Consider the following 20,311-nt stretch of genomic DNA (forward strand, 5'->3'; position numbering starts at 1 on the left):
GCGATGCGCCGCGCGGGCGGCGCTCGATCTCATAGGCGCTGCAACGCTCACGGCGAACACCCCGCAGGGCTGACCCTCAAGGCAGCAATACCGTCGAGCCAACGGTCCGCCGCGCCGACAACTCCGCCTGCGCCTTGGCCGCCTCGCTCAACGGATACCGCTGCTGGATATCCACAACCAGCTTGCCACTGGCGATCATCGCGAACAGGTCATCGGCCATTGCCTGGGTGTTCTCGGCGTTGTTGGCGTAGCTCCCCAGCGTCGGCCGGGTGACATACAACGACCCTTTCTGCGACAGGATCCCCAAGTTGACCCCGCTCACCGCCCCGGAGGCATTGCCGAAACTCACCATCAACCCCCGTGGCCTCAGGCAATCCAGCGAAGTCAGCCAGGTATCAGCCCCCACGCCGTCATACACCACCGCGCACTTTTGACCGTCGGTCAGCTCCAGCACGCGTTTGGCCACGTCTTCATGGCTGTAGTCGATGGTCGCCCAGGCCCCAAGGGCCTTGGCCCGTTCGGCTTTCTCGGGAGAACTCACGGTGCCGATCAGCTTCGCGCCCAGCGCCTTGGCCCACTGGCAAGCCAGCGACCCCACGCCACCGGCAGCAGCATGGAACAGCACGAAGTCCCCCGGCTGCACGGCATAGGTCTGCTTGAGCAGGTACTGCGTGGTCAGCCCCTTGAGCATCACCGCCGCCGCCTGTTCAAAGCTGATCGCCTCAGGCAGCTTCACCAGGTTGGCCTCCGGCAGCGTATGCACCTCGCTGTAGGCCCCTAGCGGCCCACCGGCATAAGCCACGCGGTCGTCGACCTTGATCCGGCTGACGCCCTCGCCCACCGCCTCGACCACGCCGGCCGCTTCGGTGCCCAGCCCGGAAGGCAGGGCTGGCGGCGCATACAGCCCGCTGCGGAAATAGGTGTCGATGAAGTTCAAGCCGATCGCATGGTTGCGCACCCGCACGTGCTGCGGGCCGGGCGGTGCCGGGTCGAACTCCACCAGTTGCAGGACTTCCGGGCCACCATGCTGGCTGAACTGGATACGCTTGGCCATCACACACTCCTGTTGTCGTGGGTCGCAAAGGCCCTCTATCGGACGCCTTTGCTTGACCGCCGTCAACTGCGACGCGGCGTCGGCCGGTGGTATGCTACGCGGCGAATTTTCCCGCTCCTTCCAGGTGACCCGATGACCAGCCGCACCGAGGCCGTAAAAGCCTACCTGCTCGACCTGCAAGACCGCATCTGCACTGCCCTCGAAACCGAAGACGGCGGCGCCCGCTTCGTCGAGGACGCCTGGGTGCGCGATGCTGGTGGCGGCGGTCGCACGCGGGTGATCGGCGAGGGCAAGGTGATCGAGAAAGGCGGGGTGAACTTCTCCCACGTGTTCGGCGCCGGCCTGCCGCCGTCGGCCAGCGCCCATCGCCCGGAACTGGCGGGCCGTGGCTTCGAGGCCCTGGGCGTGTCGCTGGTGATCCACCCGCACAACCCGCACGTACCGACTTCCCACGCCAACGTGCGGTTCTTCATCGCCGAAAAAGAAGGTGAAGAGGCGGTATGGTGGTTCGGCGGCGGCTTCGACCTGACCCCGTACTACGGCAACGAGGAAGACTGCGTGCACTGGCACCGCGTCGCCGAGCAGGCCTGCGCGCCGTTCGGCGCCGACGTCTATCCGCGCTACAAGGCCTGGTGTGACCGCTACTTCCACCTCAAGCACCGTGGCGAGCCGCGTGGCATCGGCGGCCTGTTCTTCGATGACCTGAACGAATGGGACTTCGATACCTGCTTCGCCTTCATGCGCGCCATCGGCGACGCCTACGTCGACGCCTACCTGCCGATCATCCAGCGCCGCAAGGACACGCCGTACACCGCCAAGCAGCGTGAATTCCAGGAATACCGCCGTGGCCGCTACGTCGAGTTCAACCTGGTCTACGACCGTGGCACGCTGTTCGGTTTGCAGTCCGGTGGCCGTACCGAGTCGATCCTTATGTCGCTGCCGCCGCAGGTACGCTGGGGTTACGATTGGAAAGCGGAACCGGGCAGCGAGGAAGCGCGCCTGACCGACTACTTCCTGCAGGACCGCGACTGGCTCGCCCAGTAAGCCTGTGGATCACCGAGGAGCCCCCATGGACCAGTACGTCGTATTCGGCAACCCCATCGGCCACAGCAAGTCGCCGCTGATCCACCGTCTGTTCGCCGACCAGACCGACCAGGACCTGGAGTACGCCACCCTGCTGGCGCCGCTGGACGAGTTCAGCGACTGCGCCACAGGCTTCTTCAAGCAAGGCAGCGGCGCCAACGTCACCGTGCCGTTCAAGGAAGAGGCCTATCGCCTGTGCGACAGCCTGACGCCGCGGGCACAGCGTGCCGGCGCGGTGAACACCTTGACCAAGCTGGCCGACGGCACCCTGCAGGGTGACAACACTGACGGTGCGGGGCTGGTACGTGACCTGACGGTGAACGCCGGGGTCACGCTGGCGGGCAAGCGCATCCTCATCCTCGGTGCTGGTGGCGCGGTTCGCGGTGTGCTGGAGCCGATCCTGGCGCACAACCCGCAATCGCTGGTGATCGCCAACCGTACCGTTGAGAAAGCCGAGCAGCTGGCGCGGGAGTTCGATGAACTGGGGCCGGTGGTGGCCAGCGGTTTCAGTTGGTTGCAGGAGCCGGTGGACGTGATCATCAACGCCACCTCGGCGAGCCTGTCCGGCGAGCTGCCGCCGATTGCCGAAAGTCTGGTCGAGGCGGGGCGCACCGTGTGCTACGACATGATGTACGGCAAGGAGCCGACGCCGTTCTGCCAGTGGGCGAGCAAGCTGGGGGCGGCCAAGGTGCTGGATGGGCTGGGGATGCTGGCCGAGCAGGCGGCCGAGGCGTTCTTTATCTGGCGGGGGGTTCGGCCGGAAACAGGGCCGGTCTTGGATGAACTGCGCCGACAACTCGCTCGTAGCTGAGATTGCTGGGGCCGCGTCGCGGCCCTTTCGCGGCGCAAGGCCGCTCCTACAGGGGACCGCGCACTCTTGTAGGAGCGGCCTTGCGCCGCGAAAGGGCTGCAAAGCAGCCCCAGGATCTAAAAGGTCAATCATCGAACCGGATCGGACACTGCTCCACTCCCTCTAGCTTCTGCAGTTCCTCAATCACCTGCGGCCTTGCCCGTTGCAATGTCAGGCTGCCGCCATTGCGCAGCAACCGCCGCGCCTCTCTGTGCAACATATCCACACCCGAGTAATCGATGAAGTTCACCTGCCGCGCATCGATCACCACATGTGGCCCCTGGCAGCGCTGCAAACGTACCTGCAGGTAATGCGCCGCGCCGAAGAAGATCGAACCGCCCACCCGCAACACGTCCGCCTCCCCCTCCCGGCTCTGCTGCACCCGTGGCCGCGAAGTGCGCTTGAGGTAGAAGAACAGCGAAGCCAGCACCCCGGCGTAGATTGCCGTCTGCAGCTCCAGCAGCAGGGTCGCGGCGGCGGTCAGCGCCATTACGAGGAACTCCGAGCGGCTGACCCTGAACAGCGCACGGATGCCGCGATGGTCCACCAGCCCCCAGCAGATCAACAGGATGCTGCCCGCCATCGCCGGTATCGGCAGGTGGGCGATCAGCCCGGCACCAGCGACCGCGAACAGCGCCACCCACAGTGCCGAGAACACCCCCGCCAATGGCGAGCGGGCGCCTGCGTCGTAGCTGAGCCCGGAGCGGGTAAAGGAGCCGGAGGACAGGTAGCCGGAGAACAATGCCCCGACGATGTTCGACAGGCCCTGGGCGCGGATCTCCTGGTTGGCATCGATCAGTTGCTCGGAGCGCGCGGACAGGGAGCGGGCGATGGACAGGCTGGTGACCAACCCGAGCATGCCGACCGCCACGGCACTGGGCAGCAGGCGCAGCATCAATTCCACATCGAGTAACGGCAGTGGGCTGAGCGGTGGCAACTGGCCGACGAAAGCGGGCACGCGCGGTACATGGCCGAACACGCCGGGCAACAGCCAAGCCGCCAGGCTCACCAGCAGCAGACTTATCAACAGGGCCGGCCAGCGTGGGCGCCACAGCTTCAACACCACGCCGATCGCCAGGGTGCTCAGTCCCAGAACCAGTGATGGCATGTCCACCTCGCCAACATGGCCGGCCAATTCCTGCACGGTCTTCAGAGCCGTGGCCTGGCTTGGCAGGTCCAGGCCCAGCAGATTGGGCAACTGCCCCAGGGCGATGACGACGGCGGCACCGAGGGTGAAGCCCAGCACCACTGAATGGGAGACGAAGTTGACCAGCGCGCCGAAGCGCAGCAGCCCCAGCAAGAGTTGGAAGATACCGCCGAGAAAGGTCAGCAGCAGCACCAGGGTCACGTAGTCGGCACTGCCGGCCACGGCCAGTGGGCTGATGCTGGCATAGAGGACGATGGAGATGGCGGCGGTGGGGCCGCAGATCAGGTGCCAGGACGAGCCCCACAGGCAGGCCACCAGCACCGGCACGATGGCGGCGTACAGGCCGTATTCGGCGGGCAGGCCGGCGATCAGCGCGTAGGCGATCGATTGCGGCAGGGCGAGGATGGCACCGCTCAGGCCCACCAGCAGGTCCTGGCGCAGGCTGCGGCCCGATTGGCGGGGGAGCCAGGTGAGGAAGGGCAGCAGGTGAGTCAGGCGGGGCATGGGCTGTCCTTGATAGGCACGATCGCTGTAGGAGCGGCTTCAGCCGCGATGCAGGCAACGCGGTATCTGGCACCCACTGCGTGGGTGATCGCGGCTGAAGCCGCTCCTACAGGTGTTGTGTCGCTTGTTAAGTCATAGTTTGGCCTTTATGGCCTCTTGTGCGTCACGGCCGGATTTGCTGGTCACTCCGGCCAGCCATCCTTCCAGTAACTGCGGATGGGCCCTTACCCAAGCCTTGGCGGCCTCATCGAAGCTCACCTTCTTATCCACAACCTCGGCCATGATGCTGTTCTCCATCTCCAGCGTGAACGTCAGGTTGCTCAGCAACTTCGCCGCATTCGGGCAAGCCTGTGGATAGCCCTTGCGGGTCAGCGTGTACACATCGCCTTTGCTGCCAAACCACTTTTCGCCACCCGTGAGGTAATGCATCTTCAACTTTACGTTCATCGGGTGCGGCGTCCAGCCCAGGAAGGTAATGAACTGCTGCTTCTTCACCGCCCGGTCCACCTGCGCCAGCATTGCCTGCTCGCTGGACTCGACCAGCTTCCACTGGCCAAGCTCGAAGTCGTTCTTGTCGATGATCTCCTTCAGCGACAGGTTGGCCGGCGCGCCGGAGCCGATGCCGTAGAGCTTCTTGTCGAACTTGTCGGCGTACTTGTGCAGGTCGGCGAAGTCCTTCACACCGGCCTCCCACACATAATCGGGCACCGCCAGGGTGAATTCGGTGCCCTCCAGGTTGCGCGCCAACTGCTGCACATCGCCATTGGCGATGAACTTGTCATGAAAGCCTTGCTGCGCCGGCATCCAGTTGCCGAGGAAGGCATCCACCCGGCCATCCTTCAAGCCTCCATAGATGATCGGCACCGCCAGGCTGTCGATCTTCACCTGGTAACCCAGGCTTTCCAGGAGCAGGCGGGCAACGGCATTGGTGCTGGCGATATCGCTCCAGCCGGGGTCGGCCAGTTTCACGGTGCTGCATTGCGCGTTACTGTCGGCGGCGTGGGCCGTGCCCAGGCTCAGGGCCAGGGCGAGCACGGCGGTGGAGAACTTCTGCATGGCGGCCTCTCTTCTCAATCCAGGGGGGCGGGCTGTGGATAACGTGCCTTGCGCTCGAGGTCGTCGAGATCGATGTGGTTGCGCATGTACTGTTGGCTGGCGTCCACCAGGGGTTGGTGGTCCCAGCTTTTCAGCGTGCCGATGGACAGCGCCTCGGCCACCAGGCGGCGGCGGCGCTGGCTGGCCAGCACCTGCTGGCGCAGGCTGGGGATATCCCAGCGCTGCTTCGCTTCATCGACAAATGCCTGCAGCAGCGCCTGGTGGTCCGGGCTGCCGGTGAGGTTCTCCCGCTCGTGCGGGTCGCGGCTCAGGTCGTAGAGTAAACAGGGGTCGTCCTCGCTGTACACGAACTTGTAGGCGCCGCGGCGGATCATCATCAGCGGGCCGACGGTGCCTTCGGCCATGTATTCACCGATCACCTCATCATGACCGCCCTGCCCTCGCAGATGGGCGAGCAGTGAGCGGCCGTCCAGGTGCAGGTCTTTATCCACAGCGCCGCCGGCCAGTTCGACCAGGGTCGGCAGCAGGTCGCAGGTGGATACACTGGCGCCGACTCGCGTGGGTGCGAAGCGCTTGGGCGCGTGGATCAGCAGCGGTACCCGCGCCGACATCTCGAACCAGTGCATCTTGTACCAGAGCCCTCGCTCACCGAGCATGTCGCCGTGGTCGCCGGAGAAGACGATCAGGGTGTCGTCGGTGAGGCCGCAGTCTTCCAGCGTCTGCAGAAGCTGGCCGATGTTGTCGTCGATGTAGCTGCAGGCACCGAAGTAGGCGCGGCGGGCGTCGCGGATCTTGTTCTCGGGCAGGGGCTTGTCCCACAGGTCGTAGACCTTGAGCAGGCGTTGCGAATGCGGGTCTTGCTGGTCCTGGCCGATCACGTCGCGGGGCAGCGGGATATCCACCGCCTCGTAGAGGTCCCAGTAGCGTCTGGGGATGGTGTACGGATCGTGCGGGTGGGTCATCGACACGGTCAGGCAGAACGGCCGGCCATCGCCTTCGCGCACATGGTCATAGAGGTATTGGCGCGCCTTGAACACCACCTCCTCGTCGAAATCCAGCTGGTTGGTGCGCACGCAGGGGCCGGCCTGCAACACCGAGGACATGTTGTGGTACCAGCTCGGGCGCTCGTCCGGCGCATCCCAATTTACCGCCCAGCCGTAGTCGGCCGGGTAGATGTCGCTGGTCAGGCGCTCCTCGTAGCCATGCAGCTGGTCCGGGCCGCAGAAGTGCATCTTGCCCGAGAGCGCGGTGCGGTAGCCGAGACGGCGCAGGTAGTGGGCGTAGGTCGGGATGTCGGCGGGGAAGTCGGCGGCATTGTCGTAGGCGCCGATACGGCTGGGCAATTGACCGCTGACCAGGGTGAAGCGCGAGGGCGCGCACAGCGGGCTGTTGCAGTAGGCGGAGTCGAACACCACGGCCTGCTCGGCGAGGCGCGCCAGGTTGGGCATCCTGATCGGCGACGGGGAGTAGATCGGCAACAGCGGCGCGGCCATCTGGTCGGCCATGATGAACAGGATGTTGGGTTGCTTCATGGTGCCCTTCCATCGTCGAGGATTATGGTGAACGCTTGCAATCCAGCATGGTGCTGTGGATAAGGTGGGTAAAGCCCACGTCGGGCAATGACTGGGATTAGCCAAGCTTATGTTTGAGCACCTTGCCGACCTGTCCCTCGATGCCTTGCGGGTGTTCGAGGCCGCCGCACGTCTGCGCGGCTTTACCGCTGCCGCCGTGGAGCTGGGCACCACGCAGCCGGCGGTGAGCCAGCAGGTGAAACGCCTGGAGGTGCGACTGGGGACGCGGTTGTTCGACCGGATCTACCGGGGCATCGAACTGACCGAAGCGGGCCAACTGCTGTTCGAACAGGTGCATCAAGGGTTGCAGGCCATGGACGAGGGTGTTGCCCAGGCCAGTGGTCGTGGGCAACGCGAGGTGTTGCAGGTGGCCACCGACTTTGCCTTCGCGGCGTTCTGGCTGATGCCGCGCTTGCAGCGCTTTCACGAGGCCAATCCACAGGTGGATGTGAGCCTGGTCACCGGCGAGCGCAGCCAGGGGATGTTGCGCCCGGACATCGATGTGGCGGTGCTGTTTGGCGATGGGCGCTTCCATCAGGGCGAGAGTCGCTGGTTGTTCGACGAGGAGGTCTTTCCGGTCTGCAGCCCACGGCTGACTCATGGCAAACCCTTGTCAGCCGTGGCTTTGCAACGATTGCCGTTGCTTCACCTCAAGGGCGAGCAGGCCAGTCGTTGGTTCGACTGGGCGGGGGTGTTTCGTGGTCTTGGCGTGGACAGCCCTCCTCCGTCCGGGCAACTGCGATTCGATAACTACACGCTGCTGATTCAGGCTGCGATTGCTGGGCAAGGGGTGGCGATTGGCTGGGCGCACCTGGTTGATGGGCTGGTCGAGCAAGGGTTGTTGTGTCGGCCTATGGAAGGCAGTTTGCGGTCGGAGCGCGGGTATTACGTGGTGCTGCCGCCACGCAAACGGCGCGGGGCGCTGATCCAGCGGTTCGTGGATTGGCTGGAGGGGGAGCGCCTGTAGGAGCGGCTTCAGCCGCGAACACCGGCGCAGCCGGTGCCAGGCGGGATGGCGTAGACTTCCGGATGTTCGGATTACCGCAATCAGGAGCAACCGTGCAAAGGATCAAGGGTTATCACGCCCACGTGTACTACGACGCATCGACCATGGAACAGGCCCGCGAGCTGTGCGAAGAGGCGACGCGGCTGTTCCCCGTGACCATGGGGCGCATGCATCAGAAGCCGGTCGGGCCGCACCCGGACTGGAGCTGCCAGCTGGCCTTCGGGCCGGAAGTGGTCGGCGTGGTGCTGCCGTGGCTGGCGTTGTATCGCAAGGGGCTGGTGGTGTTCCTGCACCCGGAAACCGGGGATGAGCTGGCGGATCACCGCGATCATGCGATCTGGATGGGGGCGATCAGGCCGTTGGACCTATCGATATTCGAAGGTTAGGTTGCGCCGGCTGACGTTGTTCGCCGGCAAGGCCGGCTCCTACAAGGGATCGTCGTATAACCTGTAGGAGCCGGCCTTGCCGGCGAACAAGGCGACGCGGATCAGGCCCGGGCGGCGCGCACGCCTTCAGCCAGCGCCGAGCACAGGCTCAGCACATCTTTCACCGCATGACCGGCATCCTTGGCCTGGGCGATCTTGTCGACCAGCGCCGAACCGACCACTACGCCATCGGCCAGACGTGCAATAGCCGCTGCCTGCTCCGGCGTACGAATACCGAAACCAACGCTGATCGGCAGGTCGGTATGTCGGCGCAGACGGGCAATGGCCTCGGTCACATGCTCGGTAGTCGCCGAACCCGCGCCCGTCACACCCGCCACCGACACGTAGTAGACGAACCCGGAGCTGCGCTCCAGCACACGCGGCAGGCGCGCGTCGTCGGTGGTCGGGGTGGTCAGGCGGATGAAGTCGATGCCCGCGGCCTGGGCCGGGGTGGCCAGCTCGGCATCGTGCTCCGGTGGCAGGTCGACGATGATCAGGCCATCGACGCCCGCCTCTTTCGCCTCGGTGACGAACTGCGCCACACCGAAACGGTGGATCGGGTTGTAGTAACCCATCAGCACGATTGGCGTGGTCTGGTTATCCACACGGAATTCGCGAACCATCTGCAGGGTCTTGGCCAGGGTCTGGCCGGCTTCCAGGGCGCGCAGGGTGGCGAGCTGGATGGCCACGCCGTCGGCCATCGGGTCGGTGAACGGCATGCCCAGTTCGATCACATCGGCACCGGCGGCCGGCAGGCCCTTGAGGATCTCCAGCGAGGCGTCGTAGCCCGGGTCGCCAGCGGTGACGAAGGTGACCAGGGCGGAGCGGCCTTCGGCCTTGAGTTCGGCGAAGCGTTGTTCGAGACGGCTCATGCCTGTTTCTCCTGGGCGGCCATGTGGTTCATCACGGTTTGCATGTCCTTGTCGCCGCGACCGGACAGGCAGATCACCATCAGGTGGTCCTTGGGCAGCTTCGGCGCGCGCTTGATCGCCTCGGCCAGGGCGTGAGAGCTCTCCAGCGCCGGGATGATGCCTTCCAGGCGGCAGGTGGCGTGGAAGGCGTCCAGGGCCTCGTCGTCGGTGATGCTGACGTACTCCACGCGCTTCACTTCATGCAGGTAGGCGTGCTCCGGGCCGATGCCGGGGTAGTCCAGGCCTGCGGAGATCGAGTGGGCGTCGGTGATCTGGCCGTCGTCGTCCTGCAGCAGGTAGGTGCGGTTGCCGTGCAGCACGCCCGGTACGCCGCCGTTGAGGCTGGCCGCGTGCTTGTCGGTGTGCACGCCGTGGCCGCCGGCTTCGACACCGATGATCTGCACGCTCTGGTCATCGAGGAAGTCGTGGAACAGGCCCATGGCGTTGGAGCCGCCGCCGACGCAGGCGATCAGGCTGTCGGGCAGGCGCCCTTCCTTCTCCTGCAACTGGGCGCGGGTTTCCTTGCCGATGATCGACTGGAAGTCGCGGACCATCGCCGGGTAAGGGTGCGGGCCGGCCACGGTGCCGATCAGGTAGAAGGTGTCGTCGACGTTGGTGACCCAGTCGCGCAGGGCCTCGTTCATGGCGTCCTTGAGTGTGCCGGTACCGGCGGTGACCGGGACGATCTCGGCCCCCAGCAGCTTCATGCGGAACACGTTGGCCTGCTGGCGCTCGATGTCGGTGGCGCCCATGTAGATCACGCAGGGCAGGCCGAAGCGCGCGGCGACGGTGGCGGTGGCCACGCCGTGCATGCCGGCGCCGGTCTCGGCGATCAGGCGTTTCTTGCCCATGCGCTTGGCCAGCAGCACCTGGCCGATGCAGTTGTTCACCTTGTGCGCGCCGGTGTGGTTGAGTTCTTCACGCTTGAAGAAGATCTTCGCGCCGCCGCAGTGCTCGGTCAGGCGCTCGGCGAAGTACAGCGGGTTGGGGCGGCCGATGTAGTCGCGCTGGAAGTAGGCGAGTTCTTCGAGGAACTTGGGGTCGGCCTTGGCGGCTTCGTATTCGCGGGCAAGGTCGAGCACCAGGGGCATCAGGGTTTCGGCCACGTAGCGGCCGCCGAACGAGCCGAACAGGCCGTTGGCATCGGGGCCGGCGCGGTATTGGGTCTGGGTCATGGGGCGCTCCAGGGCGTATTGGATGAGTGATGGGCTTTACTCTAACCACGACACGGCTGGCTGAAAACCGATAAGATTGCGCAAACCTGTCAGGAAAACTCACAAGTCAAATGGCCCAGGACCTTCCTCCCCTCAACGCCCTGCGGGCCTTCGAGGCAACTGCCCGGCTCAATAGCGTCAGCCAGGCGGCCGAGGCGCTTCATGTTACCCACGGTGCCGTCAGCCGACAGATCAAGGTGCTCGAGGAGCATCTGGGCGTGGCGCTGTTCGTCAAGGAAGGCCGTGGCCTCAAACTCACAGATGCCGGTGTACGCCTGCGCGATGCGAGCTTCGAAGCGTTCGATCGTTTGCGCAGTGTCTGCACCGAGCTTTCCCGCGACGCTGACGAAGCGCCGTTCGTGCTTGGTTGCTCCGGCAGCCTGCTGGCGCGTTGGTTCATCCCGCGCCTGGGACGTTTGAAAGCCGACCTGCCAGAGCTGCGCCTGCACTTGTCAGCGGGCGAAGGCGATCTCGATCCTCGCCGCCCGGGGCTGGATGCCCTGCTGGTGTATGCCGAGCCGCCCTGGCCGGCGGACATGCAGGTGCATGTACTTGCCGAAGAGCGAATCGGCCCGGTGATGAGCCCGCACTTTGAAGGCTTCGATCGTTTGAAAGCCGCGCCAGCCGTGGCTTTGCAACGAGAGGCGGTGCTCCACACCACCTCGCGTCCACAGGCCTGGCCGACCTGGGCGCAGCAGCATGGCATGGCGCCCGGCGCGCTGAGTTATGGCCAGGCATTCGAGCACCTGTACTACCTGCTGGAGGCGGCAGTGGCGGGGCTTGGCGTGGCCATCGCGCCGCAACCGCTGGTGGCGGACGACCTGAACGCCGGACGGCTGGCCGCGCCGTGGGGGTTCTCCCCCACCCGCGCGGCGCTGGCCTTGTGGGTACCTCGACGCGCCGCCGACGGGCGCGCCGAGCAGTTGGCGCAGTGGCTGCGCCGGGAGTTGCAGCAACAGGCGGGCTAGTCGCGGCGGCACATCAGGTAGGCGGCCAGCAGGCCCAAGGCGCCGATGGCCACGCCAGCGGTGGTCCAGGGGTGTTGCTGGGCGTAATCGCGGGTGGCGACGCCGGTCTGGCGGGTGCGGGTCTTTACCTCCGAGTAGGCATCGCCGAGCAGGCTGCGCGAATGCTTGAGGGCGTTCTCTGCATTGCCGCGCAGTGCCTTCATGGTCTTGTGGGACTCCTCCGAGGCATCGTGCTTGAGGTGTTCCAGCGTCTTGAGCAGGCTCTCGATCTCCGCTTCCATGCTTTCCAGCGAGGCTTTGCGCAGCGAGTTGTGGGCCATGGTGACTCTCCTTCGCGGTGGTGGGCTGTAAGAGTTGCGACTGCGCAGGCCGGCGAAAGTGCGATCGGATTTTGCGCTGCTAGGCTCAGTTGACACTTCACCGTTAGGAGAACACTGATGTCCGATCATCACACCTACAAGAAGATCGAGCTGGTCGGGTCCTCGCCCACCAGCATCGAAGAGGCGATCAACAATGCCCTGGCCGAGGCCGGCAAGAGCATCAAGCACCTGGAGTGGTTCGAGGTAGTCGATACCCGTGGGCATATCCGCGACAACAAGGCCGCGCACTTCCAGGTGACGCTGAAAGTCGGGTTCCGCATCGCCAACAGCTGAAACGAAGCTGGGCTAGGCTTGCCCGGCCGTATCGGGTAATCAAGGTTCCAGGGCGCGGGCTTCGCGCCCTTTTCGTCTTTGATCTGTACAAGGAAAGTGATCGATGAAGAAGTTGATGCTGGCTGTGGGGCTGATGGTGTTGGCCGGTGGCGCGATGGCGGCGGGCAAGCCGTGCGAGGAACTCAAGGCGGAGATTGCAGCGAAGCTGGATGCCAAGGGTGTGAAGGGTTACACGCTGGAGATCGTCAAGAAGGGCGACCCGGCGGGCAAGGTGGTGGGGACCTGCGAGGCTGGGGCCAAGGAGATTGTCTACCGGCGTGGTTGATGCGGTGGATTCTTCGCGGCTAAAGCCTCCTACAACAACACTGCCGTCTGTAGGAGCGGCTTTAGCCGCGAAGCAAGCGACGCGGTGATTGGCACCGGCTACGCCGGTGTTCGCGGCTGAAGCCGCTCCTACAGGGCCTGCGCCATCAGCTCATAGGACCTGACCCGGTCGGCATGCTCGTACAGGTCGCTGGTGAAGATCAGCTCGTCCGCACCGGTCTGCTCCAGCAACACTTCCACTTTTGCCCGCACCTTCTGCGGGCTGCCAATCATCGCCAGCCCCAGGAAGCTGCTCACCGCATCGCGCTCATGGGGCAGCCACAATCCATTCATGCTCTCGACCGGCGGGCGCTGCATCAGGCTCTGGCCACGGATCAGCGCGAGGATGCGCTGGTACACCGAGGTCGCCAGGTACTCGGCTTTCTCGTCGGTCTCGGCCACCACCATGGGGATGCCAAGCATCACGTAGGGCTTGTCCAGCGTCGTCGAGGGTTTGAAGTGGTCGCGGTAGATGCGGATCGCCTCATGCATGTAGCGCGGCGCGAAGTGCGAGGCGAAGGCATAGGGCATGCCGCGCATGCCGGCCAGTTGGGCGCTGAACAGGCTGGAGCCGAGCAGCCACATTGGCACTTCGGTGTCGTGGCCGGGCACTGCGATGACTTTCTGGTCGTCGGTACGCGGCCCGAGGTAACGCGACAGTTCTTCCACATCGTCCGGGAAGTCGTCGGCGCTGCCGGAGCGCTCGCGGCGCAGGGCACGGGCGGTCATCTGGTCGGAGCCGGGGGCACGGCCCAGGCCCAGGTCGATACGGCCTGGATAAAGGCTGGCCAGGGTGCCGAACTGCTCGGCGATCACCAACGGCGCATGGTTGGGCAGCATCACCCCGCCGGAGCCGATGCGAATCGTCGAGGTGCCACCGGCCAGGTAGCCGATCAGCACGGCAGTGGCGGAGCTGGCGATGCCGTCCATGTTGTGGTGTTCGGCCACCCAGAAGCGGTTGTAACCGAAACGCTCGACATGCTGTGCCAGGTCCAGCGAGTTGCGCAGCGACTGCGCCGGGCTGCCGTCGGCGCGCACGGGCACCAGGTCGAGGGTGGATATCTTCAGGTCACGCAGGTGCGTCATTGGAGCCTCCGCAGTAGGTGGTGGGCCAGGGGCCTTTGGGACTCTGTATGGGCACATTCGAAGGATTCAATGCCTGCGTGCATTTGCCCCGAGGCGCAACGGCGGCGGTTTCCTGTAGTCTAACCAGCGTTGGCAGCGTGTCTGCCCTGTCAGGAGCCGTTCCATGATCCGCGTAGCAATCGCCGTGCTGGCATCCCTGCTGGCCACGGCCGCACTGGCCGCCCCCAAGCCGTGCGAAGAACTGAAGGCCGAGATCGAGGCGAAGATCCAGGCGCGCGGGGTCACCTCCTACACACTGGAGATCGTGCCCAACAGCGAGGTCAGCGACCCGAACATGGTCGTGGGCAGCTGTGATGGCGGGACGAAGAAGATCATCTACCAGAAGAACGACCGGTAGTCCGGTTCGCCGGCAAGGCCGGCTCCTACAGCTTCTACGCGTTCATGTAGGAGCCGGCCTTGCCGGCGAATGGGCCTTCAAGGAATGCAGAACACCTCGCTCGGTTCATCCACCACCACTTTGCGACTGGCGTCGTATAGCAGCACCTGAGGCTGCATCACCGGCGCTCGCGCTTCCAGCCGGTAGCGTTCGCCGGCCTTGAAGTCGTTGAAGCGCACGGTGAGGTAGCAGGTACGTTCGCTGGGGTCGGTGGTGAACAGGCCGGAGGAGACTTCGAAGTCGAAACGCACCACCAGTTCGTGCTTGCCAGGCGTCACCTGGAAGTAGCGACCGTCATCCAGGCGCTTGCCATCCAGTCGGTCGGCCATGATGGTGCGGCCAGGGGTGATGGTGTAGAGGTCGACCCAGGCCTTGGACGGGTCGACCGGTGGCAAGGGGCTGGCGCAGGCCCCCAGTGCGCTGATGGCGAACAGCATCATGGGCTGGCGCATGGCGAAACTCCCGCTCGCGGTTCACAGCAAACAAGCATAGCGCCATTTGCGGGGTTCAGCTGCGTTGGCAACCTGCCGGTTCGCCTTGGCCGAGCAGTTTCTGCTGCTGGTCGTAGAGCTTGACCCAGGGGCGGAAGCCGATGCTGCCCGCCTGCATCTGATAGCGCTGGCCGGCGGTGAAGTCCTTGAACGTCAGGTTGAGCTGGCAATCGCGCCACAGCGGCTCGTCCACCGCGCCGATGTTGCCGGGCGCGACGGGGAACTGGTAGCGCACGGTCAGCTCGTGATTGCCGGGCTGCACTTCGAAATAACGGGTGTCGGCCCAGTCGCGCTCGTCCACTTGCACCGCGTGCAGCGAATCGTTGTTGCCTGGGGCCAGGTCGATCCAGGCCTGTTTCGGGTCGGGGTCTGGCAATGTGGAACAGCCTGAAAGCAGCACGAGCGTGCTGGCGGCAAACAGAGTACGCATGGCGAAGCTTCCCCTTGGCGAGATAGTCTTGGTCGCATTCGGCCGACGAGCGAGATAGACAGCCTCGATGTTTGGACTTTTTCTTTTCATGCGCTGCAGCCGTCGGGCTCTGGACCGTGTTTTCATCCGGTTTGTTCCCGTGGCAGCCGCGCTCCTGCTGAACGGTTGCTCCAGCGTGGGCTACTACGGGCAGTTGGCCGAGGGCCAATGGCAGTTGTTGCGGGCGCGCCAGCCGGTGGCGCAGGTGATCGCCGACCCGGCCACGAGGCCTGTGTTGCGCCAGCACCTGCAGTTCGCCGAGCAGGCCCGGGTATTCGCCAGCGAGCACCTGAAGCTGCCGGACAACGGCAGCTACCGGGTCTATGCCGACCTGGGGCGGCCTTACGTGGTGTGGAATGTGTTCGCCACCCCGGAGCTTTCATTGCAGCCGGTGACCCATTGCTTCCCCATCGCCGGTTGCGTGGCTTATCGCGGCTATTACCAGCAAGGTGATGCCCGTGGCGCGGCGGCGCTGATGCGTCAGGAGGGGCTGGATGTCTACGTGGGCGGCGTGGAGGCTTACTCGACGCTGGGCTGGTTCGATGATCCGATCCTTTCGAGCATGGTCGGCTGGGGGGATGAACGGCTGGCCACGGTGATCTTCCACGAGCTGGCACACCAGCGCTTCTACGTGCAGGACGACACCGAGTTCAACGAGTCGTTTGCCACCTTCGTCGAGCAGGAAGGATCGCGGCAATGGCGCATGGCGCGTGGGCTTGCAGCGGTCGAGGACGGTAGCGTTGAACAGCGCGAGGGGTTCACCCGGCTGATCTTGGCCAGCCGTGAGCGGTTGCAGGCGATCTATGCCGGGCCGCTGGACGAAGCGGGTAAACGAGCGGCCAAGCAGGCGGAGTTCGGGCGGTTGCGCGCGGAATATCGCCAAGTGCGCGACCGGGATTGGGCTGGGGATCGACGGTTCGATGCTTGGATCTACGCGCCGATGAACAATGCCAAGTTGCTGCCGTTTGGGCTGTATGACCAATGGGTGCCGGCGTTTTCGCGACTGTTCAAGGATGTTGGCGGGGAATGGGCGCGGTTCTATGAGCGGGTCGAGGTGTTGGGCCGGCTTTCGATCGAGGCGCGCAAGGCGGCGTTGATGCGTTTGCAGCAACCTGGGGCCGCGTTGCGGCCCATCGCCGGCAAGCCGGCTCCTACAGGTGCTGAGTAGACACGCTCAGCCGCGCATGAACGCCCGGTGCAACTCGGCCAGTGTCTCGAAATGGAACGCTGGGGCCTCGGCTTCCAGTTCCTCTCGGCTGCCGAACCCGTATCCCACCGCCACTGCCTGCAATCCATTGCTGCGGGCGCCGATCAGGTCGTGCTTGCGGTCGCCGATCATCAGGGTCTGCGCCGGGTCCAGCCGTTCTTCATCCAGCAGGTGGCGAATCAGCTCGACCTTGTTGGTGCGGGTGCCGTCCAGTTCGCTGCCGTAGATCACCTTGAAATGCCGGTCTAAGGCAAAGTGCCGGGCAATCTCGCGGGCATATTCCCACGGTTTGGAGGTGGCGATGTACAGGGTGCGGCCTTGGGCGTTGAGGGCTTGCAGCAGCTCTGGCACACCGTCGAAGACCAGGTTCTCGTACAACCCGGTCACCTTGAAACGTTCGCGGTAGAAGTTCACCGCCTGCCACGCCTTGGCTTCGTCGAAGCCATAGAACTGCATGAAGGCCTGCAGCAAGGGTGGGCCGATGAAGTGTTCGAGGCGAGCAAGGTCGGGCTCGTCGATGCCCAGCTTGGCCAGGGCGTACTGGATCGAACGGGTGATCCCTGAGCGCGGGTCGGTCAGGGTGCCGTCGAGGTCGAAGAGGATGTTCTGCTGGTGCATGTAGGGGGTTCCACTCGAATCTTGGGTCGACTGCTTCGCGGGTAAACCCGCTCCTACAGGGGCTGGGCAGGCCTGTGGGAGCGGGCTTGCCCGCGAATGGGTCATTCCGGTTGGTCGTAGCCTTCGGCCAGGTGCTGGTCCTTGAGCTTCACATAGTTGCCGGCGCTGTAGGGGAAGAACGCGTGTTCCTGCTCGCTCAGCAGGCGCACCTGCTTCACCGGGCTGCCCATGTACAGGTAGCCGCTGACCAGGCGCTTGCCCGGCGGCACCAGGCTGCCGGCGCCGATGATCACCTCGTCCTCGACGATGGCGCCGTCCATGATCGTGCTGCCCATGCCCACCAGGATGCGGTTGCCCAGGGTGCAGCCATGCAGCATGACCTTGTGGCCGATGGTCACCTCGTCACCGATGATCAGCGGGAAGCCGTCGGGGTTGAAGGGCCCGGCATGGGTGATGTGCAGCACGCTGCCGTCCTGCACGCTGGTGCGCGCGCCGATACGGATGCGGTGCATGTCGCCGCGCACCACGGTCAGCGGCCAGATCGAGCTGTCCGCGCCGATCTCGACGTCGCCGATGACCACCGCCGAGCGGTCGACGAAGGCCCGTGCTCCCACTTTCGGCGAGTGTTGCTGGAAGGTCCGGAGGGCCATGATAGTGTTCCTCTGCAATGCCGATAGGCAGGCTGCCTGCTGCGGTCGGCGTCGATTGTAATTAAGATGGTCCCGTGTTTCTCCTGCCAAGGTACCCGAACCGTGAGTGCGAACAATCCGCTGCTGCAGTCCCATGATCTGCCGCCCTTCTCGGCAATCCGCGCCGAGCATGTGCTGCCGGCGATCGAGCAGATCCTCGCCGACAACCGCAAGGCCATCGCCGACCTCCTCGAACAGCAGGGCAAGAACCCGACCTGGGCCGGCCTGGTGCTGGCGATGGACGAGCTCAACGACCGCCTGGGCGCCGCCTGGAGCCCGGTCAGCCACCTCAACGCGGTGTGCAACAGCCAGGAGCTGCGCGAGGCCTACGAGTCGTGCCTGCCGGCCTTGAGCGCCTATTCCACCGAGCTGGGCCAGAACCGCGCGCTGTTCGAAGCCTATGAGGCCCTGGCCGCCAGCCCCGAGGCCGCTGGCTTCGACGTGGCGCAGAAGACCATCATCGACCATGCCCTGCGCGACTTCCGCCTGTCGGGTATCGACCTGCCGGCCGACAAGCAGCAGCGCTACGCCGAAGTGCAGAGCAAGCTCAGCGAGCTGGGCAGCCGCTTCTCCAACCAGTTGCTCGACGCCACCCAGGCCTGGACCAAGCACGTCACCGACGAGGCCGCCCTCGCCGGCCTGACCGACTCGGCCAAGGCGCAGATGGCCGCCGCCGCCCAGGCCAAGGGCCTCGACGGCTGGCTGATCACCCTGGAATTCCCCAGCTACTACGCGGTGATGACCTACGCCGACGACCGCGCCCTGCGCGAAGAACTGTACGCCGCCTACTGCACCCGCGCCTCTGACCAGGGCCCGAACGCCGGCCAGTTCGACAATGGCCCGGTGATGGAAGAGATCCTCGACCTGCGCCAGGAATTGGCCAAGCTGCTGGGCTACGAGAACTTCGCCGAACTGAGCCTGGCCACCAAGATGGCCGAATCCAGCGACCAGGTGCTGAGCTTCCTGCGTGATCTGGCCAAGCGCAGCAAACCGTTTGCCGCCCAGGACCTGGAGCAGCTCAAGGCCTATGCCGCCGAGCAAGGCACCCCGGAACTGGCCAGCTGGGACGCCGGCTACTTCGGCGAGAAGCTGCGCGAGCAGCGCTACAGCGTGTCGCAGGAAACCCTGCGCGCCTACTTCCCGATCGACAAGGTGCTGACCGGCCTGTTCGCCATCGTCCAGCGCCTGTACGGCATCGAAATCGCCGAGCTCAAGGGCTTTGACAGCTGGCACCCGGACGTGCGCCTGTTCGAGATCAAGGAAAACGGCCAGCATGTCGGCCGCTTCTTCTTCGACCTCTATGCCCGCGCCAACAAGCGTGGCGGTGCCTGGATGGATGGCGCCCGCGACCATCGCCGCACCGCCGCCGGCGCGCTGCAGAGCCCGGTGGCCAACCTGGTGTGCAACTTCACCCCGGCCACGCCCGGCAAGCCAGCGCTGCTGACCCACGACGAAGTCACCACGCTGTTCCACGAGTTCGGTCATGGCCTGCACCACCTGCTGACCCGCATCGAGCATGCCGGCGTATCCGGCATCAACGGCGTGGCCTGGGACGCGGTGGAACTGCCGAGCCAGTTCATGGAGAACTGGTGCTGGGAGCCGGAAGGCCTGGCGCTGATCTCCGGCCATTACGAGACCGGCGAGCCCCTGCCCCAGGACCTGCTGGACAAGATGCTGGCGGCGAAGAACTTCCAGTCCGGCATGATGATGGTGCGCCAGCTGGAGTTCTCGCTGTTCGACTTCGAGCTGCACGCCACCCATGGCGATGGCCGCGGCGCGCTGCAGGTGCTCGAAGGCGTGCGCGACGAGGTCTCGGTAATGCGCCCGCCGGCCTACAACCGCTTCCCCAACAGCTTCGCGCACATCTTCGCCGGCGGTTACGCGGCGGGTTACTACAGTTACAAGTGGGCTGAAGTGCTGTCGGCCGACGCGTTCTCGCGTTTCGAGGAAGAAGGCGTGCTGAACGCCGAGACCGGCCGTGCCTTCCGCGACGCCATCCTCGCTCGCGGTGGTTCCCGCGAGCCGATGGTGCTGTTCGTCGACTTCCGTGGCCGTGAGCCTTCCATCGATGCATTGCTGCGCCACTGCGGTCTCTCCGAGGATGCGGCGGCATGAGCGAGGTAGCCGTGAGCAAGACCAAGCGACGCTTCATCGCCGGGGCCGTTTGCCCGGCATGCAGCGAGATGGACAAGCTGATGATGTGGAACGAGGACGGCGTGCCGCACCGCGAGTGCGTGGCCTGCGGGTTCACCGACACCCTGAACGAACAGGGCTTGTCGGTACCCAAGGAGCTCGGTACCCGGGTCAACCACCTGGAACCGAAGGCGGCGCCGGCCAAGGTGCAGACCGTGCAGTTCTTCCCCAATCCGAAGCTGAAGAAACCGGCCGAGTAAGGCCGTCGTGCGGTCCGGGTTTGGTGCCCGGGCCGCCTGTTACTCGCGGCACCGGGTAGTAGGTGTGCAACGCACCCAGCGTCAGGTGGCCGTCCATGCTCGCCAGATCTTCAACTG

23 protein-coding genes are annotated in these 20,311 nt (G+C 65.0%); 11 read left to right on the forward strand and 12 right to left on the reverse strand.

Annotation, left to right across the window (positions count from 1 at the left end):
- Positions 1-76: 76 nt before the first annotated feature.
- On the reverse strand, positions 77-1,054 hold the full coding sequence (locus P5705_RS09060; protein WP_277460492.1) for an NADPH:quinone reductase: 978 nt from the start codon (positions 1,052-1,054) through the stop codon (positions 77-79).
- 132 nt (positions 1,055-1,186) lie between these two features.
- Here P5705_RS09060 and hemF point away from each other — a divergent pair, with 132 nt between their 5' ends.
- On the forward strand, positions 1,187-2,098 hold the full coding sequence (gene hemF, locus P5705_RS09065) for an oxygen-dependent coproporphyrinogen oxidase (RefSeq protein WP_277460493.1): 912 nt from the start codon (positions 1,187-1,189) through the stop codon (positions 2,096-2,098).
- A 25-nt stretch (positions 2,099-2,123) separates the two neighbouring features.
- The gene (gene aroE, locus P5705_RS09070) at positions 2,124-2,948 is read left to right on the forward strand and encodes a shikimate dehydrogenase (protein ID WP_277460494.1); all 825 of its coding nucleotides are present in this window, start codon (positions 2,124-2,126) and stop codon (positions 2,946-2,948) included.
- Between the two features lie 124 nt (positions 2,949-3,072).
- On the opposite strand, the gene P5705_RS09075 is transcribed toward aroE, so the two are convergent.
- The 3 genes from P5705_RS09075 to betC all read right to left on the reverse strand — a co-directional run bounded on the left by P5705_RS09075 (position 3,073) and on the right by betC (position 7,226).
- Positions 3,073-4,638 (reverse strand): SulP family inorganic anion transporter, encoded by a 1,566-nt coding sequence (locus P5705_RS09075; protein ID WP_277460495.1) that lies wholly within the window; start codon positions 4,636-4,638, stop codon positions 3,073-3,075.
- A 132-nt stretch (positions 4,639-4,770) separates the two neighbouring features.
- The gene (gene choX, locus P5705_RS09080) at positions 4,771-5,694 is read right to left on the reverse strand and encodes a choline ABC transporter substrate-binding protein (RefSeq protein WP_277460496.1); all 924 of its coding nucleotides are present in this window, start codon (positions 5,692-5,694) and stop codon (positions 4,771-4,773) included.
- 14 nt (positions 5,695-5,708) lie between these two features.
- Complete coding sequence (gene betC / locus P5705_RS09085; protein ID WP_277460497.1) at positions 5,709-7,226, reverse strand: choline-sulfatase; 1,518 nt, start codon at positions 7,224-7,226, stop codon at positions 5,709-5,711.
- A 109-nt stretch (positions 7,227-7,335) separates the two neighbouring features.
- Here betC and P5705_RS09090 point away from each other — a divergent pair, with 109 nt between their 5' ends.
- Both P5705_RS09090 and P5705_RS09095 read left to right on the forward strand, forming a co-directional pair.
- On the forward strand, positions 7,336-8,232 hold the full coding sequence (locus P5705_RS09090) for a choline sulfate utilization transcriptional regulator (protein ID WP_277460498.1): 897 nt from the start codon (positions 7,336-7,338) through the stop codon (positions 8,230-8,232).
- 92 nt (positions 8,233-8,324) lie between these two features.
- Positions 8,325-8,657, forward strand: a complete 333-nt coding sequence (locus P5705_RS09095; RefSeq protein WP_011531491.1) for a DOPA 4,5-dioxygenase family protein — start codon at positions 8,325-8,327, stop codon at positions 8,655-8,657.
- Between the two features lie 101 nt (positions 8,658-8,758).
- Here P5705_RS09095 and trpA read toward each other — a convergent pair whose 3' ends face one another.
- Both trpA and trpB read right to left on the reverse strand, forming a co-directional pair.
- A complete protein-coding gene (trpA, locus tag P5705_RS09100; RefSeq protein WP_277460499.1) occupies positions 8,759-9,568 on the reverse strand; it encodes a tryptophan synthase subunit alpha in 810 nt (269 codons plus the stop codon).
- Positions 9,565-10,782, reverse strand: a complete 1,218-nt coding sequence (gene trpB, locus P5705_RS09105; RefSeq protein ID WP_277460500.1) for a tryptophan synthase subunit beta — start codon at positions 10,780-10,782, stop codon at positions 9,565-9,567. The genes trpA and trpB overlap by 4 nt, the downstream gene beginning before the upstream one ends.
- A gap of 110 nt (positions 10,783-10,892) precedes the next feature.
- On the opposite strand from trpB, the gene P5705_RS09110 reads away from it, so the two are divergent.
- The gene (locus tag P5705_RS09110; RefSeq protein WP_277460501.1) at positions 10,893-11,789 is read left to right on the forward strand and encodes a LysR family transcriptional regulator; all 897 of its coding nucleotides are present in this window, start codon (positions 10,893-10,895) and stop codon (positions 11,787-11,789) included.
- Here P5705_RS09110 and P5705_RS09115 read toward each other — a convergent pair.
- A complete protein-coding gene (locus P5705_RS09115; RefSeq protein ID WP_277460502.1) occupies positions 11,786-12,109 on the reverse strand; it encodes a DUF883 family protein in 324 nt (107 codons plus the stop codon). The two genes, P5705_RS09110 and P5705_RS09115, sit on opposite strands and share 4 nt — an antisense overlap.
- Positions 12,110-12,226: 117 nt before the next feature.
- On the opposite strand from P5705_RS09115, the gene P5705_RS09120 reads away from it, so the two are divergent.
- Positions 12,227-12,442 (forward strand): dodecin, encoded by a 216-nt coding sequence (locus P5705_RS09120; RefSeq protein WP_011531496.1) that lies wholly within the window; start codon positions 12,227-12,229, stop codon positions 12,440-12,442.
- Positions 12,443-12,545: 103 nt separating this feature from the next.
- Positions 12,546-12,767: a DUF1161 domain-containing protein gene (locus P5705_RS09125; RefSeq protein ID WP_277460503.1), complete on the forward strand. Its 222-nt coding sequence runs from the start codon at positions 12,546-12,548 to the stop codon at positions 12,765-12,767.
- A 128-nt stretch (positions 12,768-12,895) separates the two neighbouring features.
- Here P5705_RS09125 and P5705_RS09130 read toward each other — a convergent pair whose 3' ends face one another.
- Complete coding sequence (locus P5705_RS09130) at positions 12,896-13,891, reverse strand: LLM class flavin-dependent oxidoreductase (protein ID WP_277460504.1); 996 nt, start codon at positions 13,889-13,891, stop codon at positions 12,896-12,898.
- 163 nt (positions 13,892-14,054) lie between these two features.
- On the opposite strand from P5705_RS09130, the gene P5705_RS09135 reads away from it, so the two are divergent.
- On the forward strand, positions 14,055-14,288 hold the full coding sequence (locus tag P5705_RS09135) for a DUF1161 domain-containing protein (RefSeq protein WP_011531499.1): 234 nt from the start codon (positions 14,055-14,057) through the stop codon (positions 14,286-14,288).
- Between the two features lie 77 nt (positions 14,289-14,365).
- Here the strand turns inward: P5705_RS09135 and P5705_RS09140 are convergent, their stop codons facing one another.
- Both P5705_RS09140 and P5705_RS09145 read right to left on the reverse strand, forming a co-directional pair.
- Positions 14,366-14,779 (reverse strand): DUF2057 domain-containing protein, encoded by a 414-nt coding sequence (locus P5705_RS09140; RefSeq protein WP_240064147.1) that lies wholly within the window; start codon positions 14,777-14,779, stop codon positions 14,366-14,368.
- A 55-nt stretch (positions 14,780-14,834) separates the two neighbouring features.
- Positions 14,835-15,248 (reverse strand): hypothetical protein, encoded by a 414-nt coding sequence (locus P5705_RS09145; protein ID WP_277460505.1) that lies wholly within the window; start codon positions 15,246-15,248, stop codon positions 14,835-14,837.
- Positions 15,249-15,336: 88 nt separating this feature from the next.
- Here P5705_RS09145 and P5705_RS09150 point away from each other — a divergent pair, with 88 nt between their 5' ends.
- Positions 15,337-16,455 (forward strand): aminopeptidase, encoded by a 1,119-nt coding sequence (locus P5705_RS09150; protein ID WP_277460506.1) that lies wholly within the window; start codon positions 15,337-15,339, stop codon positions 16,453-16,455.
- A 6-nt stretch (positions 16,456-16,461) separates the two neighbouring features.
- Here P5705_RS09150 and P5705_RS09155 read toward each other — a convergent pair whose 3' ends face one another.
- Entirely contained in the window at positions 16,462-17,112 is a 651-nt protein-coding gene (locus P5705_RS09155) for an HAD family hydrolase (RefSeq protein WP_277460508.1), read from the reverse strand.
- Between the two features lie 101 nt (positions 17,113-17,213).
- Entirely contained in the window at positions 17,214-17,762 is a 549-nt protein-coding gene (locus P5705_RS09160) for a gamma carbonic anhydrase family protein (protein ID WP_240064143.1), read from the reverse strand.
- 66 nt (positions 17,763-17,828) lie between these two features.
- Here P5705_RS09160 and prlC point away from each other — a divergent pair, with 66 nt between their 5' ends.
- Entirely contained in the window at positions 17,829-19,916 is a 2,088-nt protein-coding gene (prlC, locus tag P5705_RS09165; RefSeq protein ID WP_277460509.1) for an oligopeptidase A, read from the forward strand.
- Positions 19,913-20,194: a YheV family putative zinc ribbon protein gene (locus P5705_RS09170; RefSeq protein ID WP_277460510.1), complete on the forward strand. Its 282-nt coding sequence runs from the start codon at positions 19,913-19,915 to the stop codon at positions 20,192-20,194. The genes prlC and P5705_RS09170 overlap by 4 nt, the downstream gene beginning before the upstream one ends.
- The last annotated feature ends 117 nt before the right edge of the window (positions 20,195-20,311 follow it).

Source organism: Pseudomonas entomophila, from assembly GCF_029478665.1.
Lineage (GTDB): Bacteria > Pseudomonadota > Gammaproteobacteria > Pseudomonadales > Pseudomonadaceae > Aquipseudomonas > Aquipseudomonas entomophila_F.